General features: G+C 68.0%; 11 protein-coding genes. 5 read left to right on the top strand and 6 right to left on the bottom strand.

Going from position 1 to position 13238, the window contains the following annotated elements:
- The first annotated feature begins 179 nt into the window (after nt 1-179).
- A complete protein-coding gene (locus HWX76_RS33395; protein ID WP_124651804.1) occupies nt 180-467 on the top strand; it encodes a DUF1330 domain-containing protein in 288 nt (95 codons plus the stop codon).
- Nucleotides 468-486: 19 nt separating this feature from the next.
- Here HWX76_RS33395 and dhaL read toward each other — a convergent pair whose 3' ends face one another.
- Nucleotides 487-2187 carry a dihydroxyacetone kinase subunit DhaL gene (gene dhaL, locus HWX76_RS33390; RefSeq protein ID WP_050015646.1) on the bottom strand — a complete coding sequence of 567 codons (1701 nt, stop codon included), beginning with the start codon at nt 2185-2187 and terminating at the stop codon, nt 487-489.
- Nucleotides 2188-2435: 248 nt separating this feature from the next.
- Nucleotides 2436-3563 (bottom strand): sigma 54-interacting transcriptional regulator, encoded by a 1128-nt coding sequence (locus HWX76_RS33385; RefSeq protein WP_089490150.1) that lies wholly within the window; start codon nt 3561-3563, stop codon nt 2436-2438.
- A gap of 453 nt (nt 3564-4016) precedes the next feature.
- Here HWX76_RS33385 and msuE point away from each other — a divergent pair, with 453 nt between their 5' ends.
- Nucleotides 4017-4577, top strand: coding sequence for an FMN reductase (gene msuE, locus HWX76_RS33380; protein WP_089490148.1), 561 nt, complete (start codon nt 4017-4019; stop codon nt 4575-4577).
- Between the two features lie 37 nt (nt 4578-4614).
- Nucleotides 4615-5718, top strand: coding sequence for a dimethylsulfone monooxygenase SfnG (sfnG, locus tag HWX76_RS33375; protein ID WP_050015642.1), 1104 nt, complete (start codon nt 4615-4617; stop codon nt 5716-5718).
- A gap of 59 nt (nt 5719-5777) precedes the next feature.
- Here the strand turns inward: sfnG and HWX76_RS33370 are convergent, their stop codons facing one another.
- Nucleotides 5778-6425, bottom strand: coding sequence for a LysE family translocator (locus tag HWX76_RS33370; RefSeq protein WP_050015704.1), 648 nt, complete (start codon nt 6423-6425; stop codon nt 5778-5780).
- A gap of 111 nt (nt 6426-6536) precedes the next feature.
- Here HWX76_RS33370 and HWX76_RS33365 point away from each other — a divergent pair, with 111 nt between their 5' ends.
- Nucleotides 6537-7385 carry a LysR substrate-binding domain-containing protein gene (locus HWX76_RS33365; RefSeq protein ID WP_124555166.1) on the top strand — a complete coding sequence of 283 codons (849 nt, stop codon included), beginning with the start codon at nt 6537-6539 and terminating at the stop codon, nt 7383-7385.
- Between the two features lie 21 nt (nt 7386-7406).
- On the opposite strand, the gene HWX76_RS33360 is transcribed toward HWX76_RS33365, so the two are convergent.
- Complete coding sequence (locus HWX76_RS33360) at nt 7407-8297, bottom strand: LysR substrate-binding domain-containing protein (protein ID WP_050015638.1); 891 nt, start codon at nt 8295-8297, stop codon at nt 7407-7409.
- Nucleotides 8298-8450: 153 nt separating this feature from the next.
- Between HWX76_RS33360 and HWX76_RS33355 the strand changes: the two genes are divergently transcribed.
- Complete coding sequence (locus HWX76_RS33355; protein WP_176016950.1) at nt 8451-11498, top strand: FAD-binding and (Fe-S)-binding domain-containing protein; 3048 nt, start codon at nt 8451-8453, stop codon at nt 11496-11498.
- A gap of 95 nt (nt 11499-11593) precedes the next feature.
- Here HWX76_RS33355 and HWX76_RS33350 read toward each other — a convergent pair whose 3' ends face one another.
- The gene (locus HWX76_RS33350) at nt 11594-11896 is read right to left on the bottom strand and encodes a hypothetical protein (protein ID WP_050015635.1); all 303 of its coding nucleotides are present in this window, start codon (nt 11894-11896) and stop codon (nt 11594-11596) included.
- 81 nt (nt 11897-11977) lie between these two features.
- A complete protein-coding gene (locus HWX76_RS33345; protein ID WP_050015633.1) occupies nt 11978-13132 on the bottom strand; it encodes a branched-chain amino acid ABC transporter substrate-binding protein in 1155 nt (384 codons plus the stop codon).
- Nucleotides 13133-13238: the final 106 nt, after the last annotated feature.

The raw sequence follows: 13238 nt of genomic DNA, 5'->3' as shown, positions 1-13238 counted from the left end.
TAGGACGATGTGGAGATCGGGGTTTTCCCGCGCCGTGGCGGGCGGCCCGCGGAGGCCGTGGCCGGCTCGGCGCGGCGCCGGTCGGCGAACGGCGGTAAGCTGCGCGCTGCCACGCGGGATTTCTCGGACTGTGCCGCGCGTGGCGTCCCTTTTTTCACCCTTGATCAGGAGCGTATATCGTGGCGACCTACATCGTCTTTACACGGGAAAGCACGCAGGACCAGCAGGAGCTCGACCTCTACTCGAGCCAGGTCGGCGCGACCCTTGCCGGCCATCCGGTGAAGGTGCTCGCCGCCTATGGGCCGCAGGAAATCCTCGAGGGTGAAGGCCCGGAAGGCGTCGTGATCGTCGAGTTCCCGTCGAAGGAGGCCGCGCACGCGTGGTATCACGGCCCCGAATACCAGGCGGTCGTCCAGCACCGCTTCAACGGCGCGCGCTATCGCGCGGTGCTGGTCGAAGGCGTCTGAACGCGGCCGCGCGCGCCCGTTACCGCACGTGCGGCAGCAGCGCGCGCAGCCAGTACGCGACGGCCACCGCACCGCCATCCGGCGTGCCGATCGCACGCTCGCCGAGATAGCTGGCCCGTCCCGCGCGCGGCGTCATGCGCGTCGTTTTCTCCGCGCCTCGCTCGGCCGCGTCGACGGCCGCCGTCCATGCGCTCGCGGGATCGCGATCGCTGTCGAGCGCGCGGCCGAATGCGTCGACGGCCGGCGCCAGCGCATCGAGCATCGTCCGGTCGCCGGCCTGCGCGCCGCCGAGTTCGCCGATCGAATCCACCGCCGCGCGGAACGCCGCAGCCCAGTCGCGCGGCGACGGCTCGGCGATATCGGCCAGCCGGCGCGACGCGCGCAGCAGCGCGGTCGCATAGAACGGCCCGGAGCTGCCGGCGATCGCGCGGCGCAACGCGGCGCCGAGCGCTGCCAATGCACCCGACGGCGTACCGTACGCCGTGTCGGGCAGTTCGAGGATCGCCTGCGCGGCGCGGCGCATGCTCGCGCCGAGATCGCCGTCGCCCGCTGCCGCATCGAGATCCGTCAACGTCTGCTCGTGATCGATCAGCGTTTGCGCGACCGCGCGCAGCGCCGGTTGCAGGCGCGCGGCCCATGCGCGGCCGGCCGCATCGAGCGGCGGCGGCGGCGCGTCCTGCGACGCGGCCGCGGCCACGCGAATCTGCGTGTTCACGAGGCCGCCGCCCGGCCATGCGCGCGCCTGCGTCGGCGCGTCGAGCAGCGCCGCGCGCTCGTCGTTCAGCCGCAGCACCGAGATCGAGCAGCCCGGCATGTTCAGCGCGGACAGGAACGTGCCGGCCCACGCGCGCGCGACGACGATGCCGCGCCGGGTCAGGTTGTCGAATGCGGCGCGCAGCACGATCGCGAGTTCCATGTCCGGCGTCGCGCCGAGGCCGTTGACGAACAGCGCGACGCGCTCGTCGCGCTCGAGCACGAGATCGGCGACGATGCTCGACAGCAGCGTGTCGGCCAGCGCGTCGGCCGGTAACGGCGCGCGACGCTCGACGCCTTTCTCGCCATGGATGCCGAGGCCCAGCTCGATTTCGTGATCGGCGAGGCTGAAGCCCGACTTGTCGGCGCCCGGGATCGTGCAGCCGTCGAGCGCGACGCCCATCGTGCCGAGCTCGGCCGCCGCGTCGCGCGCGATGCTCGCGACGCGGGCAAGCGGCAGCCCGCGCGCGGCGGCGGCGCCCGCTAGCTTGTGGATCAGCACGGTGCCGGCGATCCCGCGTCGCTGGCCGCGTTCGACGCGGCCGCGCAGCGATACGTCGTCGGCGACGATGACGGTTTCGACCGGAATGCCTTCCGCACGCGCGAGCTCGGCGGCGAGCCCGAAATTGAGCCGGTCGCCGGTGTAGTTCTTCACGATCAGCAGCGCGCCGTTCGGGCCGGCGCTCGCGCGGATCGCGGCGAGCACGGCGTCGGTCGACGGCGACGTGAACACTTCGCCGCACACGGCCGCGCTCAGCATCCCTTCGCCGACATAGCCGCCGTGCGCGGGCTCGTGGCCGCTGCCGCCGCCTGACAGGATCGCGACCGGCCGCTGCGACGGCTCGGCCAGCGGCTGGCGCACGAGCACGTGCTCGTCGCCGAGGATCGCGAGATGCGGCGATTGCCGCGCGATGCCTTCCAGCATTTCTCGCACGACGTCGGACGGGCGGTTCACAAGCTTTTTCATGGCGACGGTTCCGGACGGGTGAACGGGGCTCGGCCGGACACGCACGGGGCGCCGGACGGCTTTCGTGTTGCGGAGGATCGTGCGTGGCCTGTTGCCGGTCACGGGCGGCCGCATAACGGCGACCGAATGCGGCGCGGGCAACGAAGCGTACGCTTCGCGCCACGATACATCAGGTTCGGATGTTGCGACACGGATCGCGGCGCGATGGCGTCATGGCGCCACGGCGTCGGGGCGCGCGCCGGATGCCGCTATTTCAGCGCGGCGATCGCCTTCGCGCGAATCAGCCGCGCACGCAGCACGTTACGACTGATGCCGAGCAACTGCGCGGCGCGGATCTGGTTGCGATGGCTGAATTCGAACGCGACGCGCATCACGGTGTCCTCGATGCGTTCGAAGAGATTGCCGTGCCCGTCGTCGAACAGGTCGCGCAGCGCGTGTTCGAGCGCCGCCTGTGCATCGGCGGACGACTCGGCCACAGGCGCGGCAACGGCCGGCAGGCACGGCGTCGCGATCTGCAGGTCGGTGTCCTGCAGCGCATCGTGACGGCTTACGAGCAGCGCGTGATGGATCACGTTTTCCAGTTCGCGGATATTGCCGGGCCAGCCGTGGGCCTCGAGCCGGCGCTCGGCACGCGGATCGATGCGGCGCGGCCCGCCGCCGAGCCGATCACGGTACATGTCGAAGAAGTGGCGCGCGAGCGGCAGGATGTCGCCCGGCCGGTCTCGCAGCGGCGGCACCGCGAGCTGCACGACGTTGAGCCGGTAGAACAGGTCGCCACGAAATTGCCCGGCCGCGACCGCTTGCTGCAAGTCGACGTTGGTCGCCGCGACCACGCGCACGTCGACCGGAATGCCCGTGCGTGACCCGAGCCGCACGACCTCGCGTTCCTGCAGCACGCGCAGCAGCTTGACCTGCATCGCGAGCGGCAGGTCGCCGATTTCGTCGAGGAACAGCGTGCCGCCGTGCGCGGCTTCGAACCAGCCGGGCTTCGCGCTGAATGCGCCGGTAAACGCGCCTTTCTCGTGACCGAACAGCTCGCTGTCGACGAGCGTTTCGGAGAAGGCGCCGCAGTTCACCGCGACGAACGGCCCCTCGCGCCGGGCGCCGAGATCGTGCACGCGGCGTGCGATCAATTCCTTGCCGGTGCCGGTCTCGCCGACGATCAGCACGTTCGCGTCGCTCGGCGCGACGCGGCGAACCTGTTCGAGCAGCGCGAGCGAGCGCGGATCGGCGAACACCTGCGCGTGCGCGCGTGACGGCGCGTAACGTTCGGGCTGCGTGAGCACGGGCGCCGCGGCCTGAAGCGCGGCCGGGTCGCGGGAAGCGTTGACGACACGAAGATTGAGCGGGCGCGGCGATGCGGAAATGGAAGTCATGGCGATGAACCGTTGGATGGCCGGGCAATGCGGGCCGGCTGCTGCGTGGTCAGCAGAGTGTTGAACGTTTCGCCGCGCGCGAAAAGCATCGATTTCTGATAACCAAAGCGCGATTGCTGCGGAACCCGCAATGGCGCGGACGAGCGGCGGTGTCGTGACGCCTTGTCGTCGAATTCGGTGCTATCGCGTGCGATGCGCTGCTGCCTGATCAGCAGCGCATCAGCAGGCCCGCTGCATGGTGTTCATCGCGTGACGGAATATCGATGTGACGCACGAACGGGAACGCTTGTCACTGTCGCGCATGAGGCCGAGCGCCATTTCTGCTGGGCGATGGCGAAAAATTTCGGGATCCAGATGACCTTTCCGTCACGCACCCGAACCGATGGCACGCTCCTTGCTGACCCGAACCGGTATCGCCGCACGGCACGCGGCTTCACCACGGGAACGCATTGCATGAGCCACACCCTGAACGTCGTCGCGATATCGGGCAGCCTGCAGCGGCCGTCGCGCACCTTGGCGCTGACCGACGCGATCGTCGCGGCGCTCGGCGCCGCGCTGCCGATCGAGACGCGGCTGATCGAACTCGGCGAGATCGGCAGCCGGCTGGCCGGCGCGCTCACGCGCGCGCAGGTGCCGGCCGATCTCGATGCGCTGATCCGCGCGATCGAGACGGCGGACGCGCTCGTCGTCGCGAGCCCGGTGTATCGCGCGTCGTACACGGGCCTCTTCAAGCACCTGTTCGACCTCGTGCGCCACGACGCGCTCATCGACGTGCCCGTGCTGCTCGCGGCCACCGGCGGCAGCGAGCGTCATGCGCTCGTGATCGACCATCAGCTGCGCCCGCTGTTCAGCTTCTTCCAGGCGCGCACGCTGCCGATCGGCGTGTACGCGTCCGAAAGCGATTTCGATCGGTACCAGATCGCGAACCCGGCGTTGCGCGAGCGCATCGCGCTCGCCGTGGCGCGCGCGGCGCCGCAACTGCGCCCGCACGCGCTTTCCGCCGCGGCTGCGTAAGCCGCTTTTTCGTTCCCCCTTCGACCAGGACACCTTCATGAGCCTTCCCGACCCTTCCGCCGACGGCGTCAAATTCGCATACTGGGTGCCGAACGTCAGCGGCGGCCTCGTCGTCAGCACGATCGAGCAGCGCACCGACTGGAGCCTCGAATACAACCAGAAGCTTGCACGCACGGCCGAGGCGGCCGGCTTCGACTACGCGCTGAGCCAGATCCGCTTCACGGCCGGCTACGGCGCCGAATACCAGCACGAGTCGGTGTCGTTCAGCCAGGCGCTGCTGCATGCGACGACGAAGCTCAAGGTGCTCGCCGCGATCCTGCCGGGGCCGTGGCATCCGGCCGTGGTCGCGAAGCAGCTCGCGACGATCGACCACATCTCGAACGGGCGCATCGCGATCAACGTCGTGAGCGGCTGGTTCAAGGGCGAATTCACCGCGATCGGCGAGCCGTGGCTCGAGCACGACGAACGCTATCGACGTTCGAAGGAATTCATCCAGGCGCTGAAGGGCATCTGGACGCAGGACAATTTCACGTTCAAGGGCGACTTCTACCGCTTCAACGATTACACGCTGAGCCCGAAGCCGGTGCAGAAGCCGCATCCGGAAATCTTCCAGGGTGGCAGCTCGCGCGCGGCGCGCGACAACGCGGCGAGCGTGTCGGACTGGTATTTCACGAACGGCAATACGCCGGAGAACCTGAAAGCGCAGATCGACGACATTCGCGCGAAGGCGGCCGCGAACGACCATCGCGTGCGGATCGGCGTCAATGCATTCGTGATCGCGCGCGACACCGAGGAAGAGGCGAAGGCCGTGCTCGACGACATCATCCGGCACGCGCACGTCGAGGCCGTGCACGCGTTCGGCGATGCGGTGAAGCAGGCCGGCAAGGCGTCGCCCGAAGGCGAGGGCAACTGGGCGAAATCGACGTTCGAGGATCTCGTGCAGTACAACGACGGCTTCCGCACGAACCTGATCGGCACGCCGCAGCAGATCGCCGAGCGGATCGTCGCGCTGAAGGCGATCGGCGTCGATCTCGTGCTGGCCGGGTTCCTGCATTTCATCGAGGAAGTCGAGTACTTCGGCAAGCGCGTGTTGCCGCTCGTGCGCGAACTCGAGGCACAGCGGCAGGCCATCGCTGCGTGACGCCGCCCGCCGCCGGCGCGTGGCCCGCGATCGTGCGGACGCGCGCGGCGGCACGACGCTTACGCGATTCCCGCCAACTTCGACGCGTCGATCATCATCTCCACGCCGAGGCCGCCGAGCACCGCGCCCATCGCCCAGCGCTGCGCGAGCAGCAGCGTCGGGCGGCCATGCAGGAACTTCGCGAGGCTGCCCGAGCAGATCGCGACCATCCCATTGGCCGACGCGAACGCGGCGATCAGCAGCGAGCCGAGAAACAGCGACTGGCCGAACACGCTGCCTTGCCCGTAGTCGATGAACTGCGGCAGCAGCGACACGAACAGCATCGCGAGCTTCGGGTTCAGCACGCTGGTCGTCGCGCCCATCGCGAGCAGCCGCAGCGGCTGCTCGTTCGGCAGCGTCTTCACTTCGAACGGCGAGCGGCCGCCCGGCCGCACCGCCTGCCACGCAAGGTACAGCAGATAGGTCGCGCCGACCGCGCCCAGCACGCTGCCCGCGTAGGGCACGCTCATGAACAGCGTCGTGATGCCGAACGCCGCGGCGAACATGTAGAACAGGTAACCGAGCATCACGCCGGCGAGCGACACCAGCCCGGCCGCCCGCCCTTGAGCGATCGAGCGCGACATCACGTAGACCATGTTCGGCCCCGGCGTGACCGCGAGCATGCCGCCGATGACGAGAAACCCGTAGAGCGATCCGGACGTGTGCATGTTTTCCGCTTCCTGCATCGAATGAGGGCTGACGGAGTTCATTGTCCGGCGCTGGAGGCGAACAGTAAAACGGGATAAACTGAATCGATTGATCAGCTTTTCTGAATCGACATGAAGAAGCTCGACCTCGATGTGCTCGCGATGGTGGTGGCCGTTGCGGAATCCGGATCGTTCGCGCAGGGCGCGCAGATCGTGCACCGGTCGCCGTCGGCGGTGAGCATGCAGATCAAGACGCTGGAGGACGCGCTCGGCAAGCCGCTGTTCATTCGCGACACGCGCAACGTGACGGCGACCGACGACGGCAGGATGCTGGCCGACTACGGTCGCCGGATGCTCGCGATGCGCGACGAGGCATGGGCGTCGGTCGTGCGTCCGGAGATCCGCGGCCGCGTGACGATCGGCGTGCCCGACGATTACATCTCGTCGCTGCTGCCGCAGGTGCTCGGCAAGTTCGCCGCGATGCATCCGCGCGTGGAGGTGCGTGTGATCGGCCAGCCGAGCAGCGCGCTCGTGCCGATGCTGAAGGACAACACGGTCGACCTCGCATGCCTGACCCGCGTCAAGGGCGTGTCCGGCGAGCTGATCCGGCTCGAGCCGATCGTCTGGACGGGATCGGCGAAACGGAACGTATGGGAAGAGCGGCCGCTGCCGGTCGCGCTGTTCTCGCACGGCAGCATGGCGCGCGATCATGCGATCAAGGCGCTGAACCGGCGGAAGATTCCGTTCCGGATGTCGTATGAAAGCCCGAGCTTTCTCGGGCTGCTCAGCATGGTCGAGGCCGGCCTCGCGATCGCGCCGCTCGCGCGCTGCTGCGTGCCCGATCACCTGTTGCAGCTGTCGGAGAGCCACGGGCTGCCGTCGCTCGGCGAACTCGAGGTCGTGCTTGCACGCAGCGCGCAGTCCGCGCGGCCGCCGTGCGACTACCTCGCCGAGCAGATTCTCGGTGAATGGCGCGCCTGAGGTCCGCCTACTGGCAGCGCGTCAGCACGACGCCAGCAGCCATTCCCGGAAGGCGACCAGCGACGGCAGCGTGTCGTTGCCCGGCGGGTAGACGAGGTAATAGCTGCGCTGGCTGGTAATCGCGTCGCCGATCGACACGAGCTCGCCGCGGCTCAATTCGTCCTCCACGAGCACCTTCGGCACCAGCCCGATCCCCATTCCCGCGCGCACGGCCTGGATCAGGTGCGACGTCAGCTCGAAGCTCGGGCCGACGCGCATCTGGCGATGATCGAGCCGATAGTGCGAGAACCACTCGGCCCAGGCCTGCTGATTGCTCGTCACGCCCAGCAGCGTCTGCTTCGCGGCCCAGGCCGGCGTGCGCGCGTCGGCCTGGCGGCCGCGGCCCGTGTCGGGCGGCGCGATCGCGACCAGGAACTCGTTGTACAGCCGGTGCGCGTGCAGGCCCGGCCAGTCGCCCGCGCCGACGGTGATCGCCGCATCGAGATCGTCGTTGAGGAAATCGATCGCGCCGATCCGTGAATGCAGGTGCACGGTCACGCCCGGATGCGCGGCGTAGAAGCCGTGCAGGTGCGGCAGCAGCCATTTCGAGCCGAAGGTCGGCAGCGTGGCCAGCCGCAGCGAGCCGGCGCCCGCCTGATGCGACATCGCCTGCAGCGTCGCGCCGCGAATGCGCCCGAGCGCGCCGCTCAGCTCGGCGAAGTAGCGGCGGCCGACTTCGGTCAGCTTGACCGAGCGGCCCTCGCGCCGGAACAGCGGCACGCCGAGTTGATCCTCGAGCGTCTGCACTTGCCGGCTGATCGCGCTCTGGCTCAGCGACAGCTCGTCGGCCGCGCGCGTGTAGCTTTCATGCCGCGCGGCGGCCTCGAATACGAGCAGCAGCGACATCGACGGGGTGAGGCGACGGTAATTCATGAATTTTATGCAAGTTTTGAAGGGCGAGAATTCGTTTGTTTCTGGCGGAAGATCCAAAGATACTGGAATTCCCGGTTGTGCGGAAACTTGCCAAAAAATCATGTTTTGGCGTGCGCGAACCGGCTGGCTCCACCTACATTGCGCTTTTGCCCCATGTCGATCGCCCCGTTGCCCCGTCCCGTCAGCCCGTCCGCGAACGTTTACCGCGATTTTCTCGCCGCGCTGCAGGCGGCCGGCTTCGCCGGCGAAATCCATGCGGACCACGCGAGCCGGACCGTGCAGGCCACCGACAACTCGATCTACCAGCGCCTGCCGCAGGCAGTGGTCTGCCCCGCGCATGCGGAAGATGTCCAACTGCTGGCCCGGCTGCTGGCCGAGCCCGCGCATCGTGACGTCGCGGTGGCCGCGCGCGGCGGCGGCACCGGCACCAACGGGCAGTCGTTGACCGACGGCATCGTCGTCGATCTGTCGCGCAACATGAACCGGATCCTCGAAATCAACGCCGAAGAGCGATGGGTGCGCGTGCAGGCCGGTGTCGTCAAGGATCAGTTGAATGCCGCGCTGAAGCCGCACGGGCTCTTCTTCGCGCCGGAGCTGTCGACGTCGAACCGCGCGACCGTCGGCGGGATGATCAACACCGACGCGAGCGGACAGGGCAGCTGCACGTACGGCAAGACGCGCGACCACGTGCTCGAACTCGATGTCGTGCTGATGGGCGGCGAGCGGCTGCACAGCGACGCGCTCGACGATGAGGAACTGGAACGCCGCTGCGCGCGGCAGGACCGCGTCGGCAAGGTGTATCGCACCGCGCGGCGCATCAGCGACGACAAGGCCGCGCTGATCGACGCGAAATTTCCGAAGCTCAACCGCTGCCTGACCGGCTATGACCTCGCGCACCTGCGCGAAGCGGACGGCCGCTTCAACCTGAACAGCGTGCTGTGCGGCGCGGAAGGCTCGCTCGGCTTCGTCGTCGAGGCGAAGCTCAACGTGCTGCCGATCCCGAAGTTCTCGGTGCTGGTCAACGTGCGTTACGCGGGCTTCATGGACGCGCTGCGCGACGCACGCACGCTGCTCGAACTCAAGCCGCTGTCGATCGAGACGGTCGACTCGAAGGTGCTGATGCTCGCGATGAAGGACTTCGTGTGGAGCAGCGTGGCCGAGTATTTCCCGCAGGACGACGCGCGTCCGACGCTCGGCATCAACCTGATCGAATTCAGCGGCGACGACGAACACGACGTCGATGCACGCGTGCGCGCGTTCGTCGAGCATTTGCGCACCGATACGAGCGTCGAGCGTCTCGGCCATACGCTCGCGACCGGCGACGATGCAGTCAAGCGCGTGTATGCGATGCGCAAGCGTGCGGTCGGGCTACTCGGCAACGTGCAGGGCGAGGCGCGTCCGCAGCCGTTCGTCGAGGACACCGCGGTGCCGCCCGAGAACCTCGCCGCGTACATCGCCGAATTCCGCGCGCTGCTCGACGGCCACGGGTTGCAGTACGGGATGTTCGGCCACGTCGATGCGGGCGTGCTGCACGTGCGTCCGGCGCTCGACATGAAGGACCCGAAGCAGGCCGCGCTGGTGCGGCCGGTGTCGGACGCGGTGGCCGAACTCACGCAGCGCCATGGTGGCCTTTTATGGGGCGAGCATGGCAAGGGCGTGCGTTCCGAATATGCGCCGGCGTTTTTCGGCGAGCTGTATCCGTCGCTGCAGCAACTGAAGGCCGCGTTCGATCCGCACAACCAGTTCAACCCGGGCAAGATCGCGACGCCGCCGGACTCGACGCTGCGGCTGCTGAAGATCGACGAGGTGCCGACGCGCGGCGACCACGACCGGCAGATCGACGAGCGCGTGTGGCAGAGCTACGGCACCGCGATGCATTGCAACGGCAACGGCGCGTGCTACAACTTCGATCCGGACGACGCGATGTGCCCGTCGTGGAAGGCGACGCGCGAACGCGTGCAGTCGCCGAAGGGGCGCGCGTCGCTGATGCGCGAATGGTTGCGTCTGCAAGGACAGGCCGGCGTCGACGTCGTCGCGGCGGGGCGCAAACGTCAGCCGTGGCTGCGCGGGCTGGTCGAGCGCTGGCGCAACAGCCGCCACGCGCGTCATGGCGACGCCGATTTCTCGCACGAGGTGTACGACGCGATGGCCGGCTGCCTCGCATGCAAGTCGTGCGCCGGGCAGTGCCCGGTCAAGGTGAACGTGCCCGAGTTCCGCTCGCGCTTTCTCGAGCTGTATCACCAGCGTTATCTGCGGCCGTTGCGCGACTACCTGATCGGTTCGCTCGAATTCACGATGCCGTGGATGGCGCGCGTGCCCACGCTGTACAACGGGCTGATGGGCGCCGGCTGGGTGCGGACGCTGCTCGAGCGCCACGTCGGCATGGTCGACAGCCCGCTGCTGAGCCGCTTCGATCTCGCAGCCGTGATCCGCTCATGGAACGTGAAGCCGGCCGATCCGCACGCGCTGGCCGCGCTGAGCGATGCGCAGCGCGCGTGCAGCGTCGTCATCGTGCAGGACACGTTCACGCGCTATTTCGATACCGACCAATTGGCGACGCTGATCGAGCTGGCGGCGCGCCTGGGCTTTCAGGTGTGGCTCGCGCCGCTCGCGCCGAACGGCAAGGCGCTGCACGTGCAGGGCTTTCTTCGCGCATTCGAACAGGCCGCGATCCGCAACGCGACGCAACTTGCGGCGCTGGCGCGCTCGGGTGTCGCGCTGGTCGGCCTCGATCCGGCAATGACGCTCACGTATCGGCAGGAATACCTGAAGGTGACGGGGCTCGCCGACGTACCGAAGGTCGCGCTGCCGCAGGAATGGCTGCTGGATGTGCTGCCCGAAGCCGGTGCGGGCGGGCCGACGGTTTCATATCGGTTGCTGCCGCACTGCACCGAGAAAACCAATGCGCCGGACAGCGGCAAGCAATGGACGCAGGTGTTCGCGCGTCGCGGGCTGCGCTTGCAGGTTCAGGCGGCCGGGTGCTGCGGGATGTCGGGCACGTACGGACACGAGGCGCGCAATCTCGCGACGTCGAAGACGATCTATGCGCAGTCGTGGGCCGCGCACGTCGACGGGATGGAGCAGGAAGGCGAGGCGCTGGCGACCGGGTATTCGTGTCGCAGCCAGGTGAAGCGCCTGTCGTCGAAGCAACTGCGCCATCCGTTGCAGGCGCTGCTCGATCACGTGCGGGCGGTGGGGTGACGACGGGGCGGTGCGGGACGCACGGCCGGTAACGGGGCGTCGATCGCGTGTCGAGCGGCCGTCCCCGTGCCGCTGTCGACCTTCGCCGGCGCGGGTCAGGCGTCGGCTTTCGCCGCTTTCCGCGCCCGCGGTTTTTCGGCCGCGGGAAACACGCCGACGCCGCGCGGCCGTTTCGGCTCGATCCGCATTTGCCGGATCACGCGCCGGAAGTCGATTTCGTGCGCGGCCAGCGTGCCGATCAGTTTCGCGATGACCGCGAGGTGGGAAGGGACGGTGCCCTTGCTCGAATAGTTGGTGATCGAACTTTCGTTCATCCGGATCAGCCGGGCGAACTCGCGCGCCGTCAACTGCGCCTTCTTCAACTCCTGTTGGAATTCCGCATACGCCATTGCACACATGATGCTTCGTCTCCGTGAATCAGCATTCGGCCCGCGCGGCGCCGACGAGTGGCGTTCCCGTCGTGCCGGCGCCGCGTCGGGTTACATCTTCACCTGGTCGAGGAAGGTCTTCTTGCCGCTCTTGTAGCCGTAGATCGAGATGATCCCGTGCGTCAGGTCGCCCTTCGCGTCGAACGTCGTCGTGCCGATCACGCCGTCGTATTTCGTCGCCGGCATCGCCGCGAGGATCTTCGCCGGGTCGGTGGAGTTCGCGCGCTTCATCGCGTCGACCGCGATGTAGACCGCGTCATACGCGAACGGCGCATCGAACTTGATGCCCTGGTTGAAACGCTTCTGGTACTTCGCGAGGAAGTCCGCGCCGCCCGGCATCTTCTCGAGCGCAGCGCCTGCCTGCGAGCACAGCACGTTGTCGGCCGCCGGGCCGGCCAGCTGGGCCAGCGAGTCGGTGCACACGCCGTCGCCGGACAGGATCTTCGCGCGCAGGCCGAGCTGTTTCGCCTGCTTCGCGAGCGGGCCGCCGGTCGCGTCCATGCCGCCGTACATGATCGCGTCGGGGTTCTCGCCCTTGATCTTCGTCAGGATCGCGCGGAAGTCGACCGCCTTGTCGTTGGTCGCGTCGTGCGACAGCACCTTCAGGCCGAGCGCCTTCGCCTTCTTCTCGAACTCGTTCGCGAGGCCCTGGCCGTACGCGGTCGAATCGTCGATCACCGCGACGCTCTTCACGCCCTTCGCCTGCGCATAGCTCGCGAGCGCCGGCCCCTGCTGCGCATCGGTCGCGACCACGCGGTAGGTCGTCTTGAAGCCCTGCTGCGTGTAGGTCGGGTTCGTGGCCGACGGCGAGATCTGCACGATGCCCGCGTCGCTGTAGATCTTCGACGCCGGAATCGACGTGCCCGAGTTCAGGTGGCCGATGACGGCGACGACCTTGTCGTCGACGAGCTTCTGCGCCACCTGCGTCGCCTGGCGCGGATCGGCCGCGTCGTCCTGCGCGTCGAGCTGCAGCGTGATCTTCTTGCCGCCGATCGTCAGGCCCTTCGCATTGATTTCCTCGACCGCGAGGCGCGCGCCGTTTTCATTGTCCTTGCCGAGGTGCGAAATGCCACCCGTCGTCGGTTCGACGCTGCCGATCTTCACGACCTGGTCGGCCATCGCGCTCGACGCGGCCGCGAACGCGGCGGCAGCCAGTGCAACGGTGATCAGGGGTTTGCAGCGCATGCCGACAGTGCTTCGTTCCATCTGCCATCTCCGAATTGAATGTCTTTCTATTGACGTCTCGACCGGCCGGCCGGGGGCCGGGGCGATCGGACGGTTTTCGCTACCCGTCATGGGCGTCGCTTGCATG

The sequence above is a fragment of the Burkholderia sp. BCC0398 genome, from assembly GCF_902833245.1.
GTDB classification, from domain to species: Bacteria; Pseudomonadota; Gammaproteobacteria; order Burkholderiales; family Burkholderiaceae; genus Burkholderia; species Burkholderia sola.
This window is presented reverse-complemented; position numbering and strand designations above follow the sequence as displayed.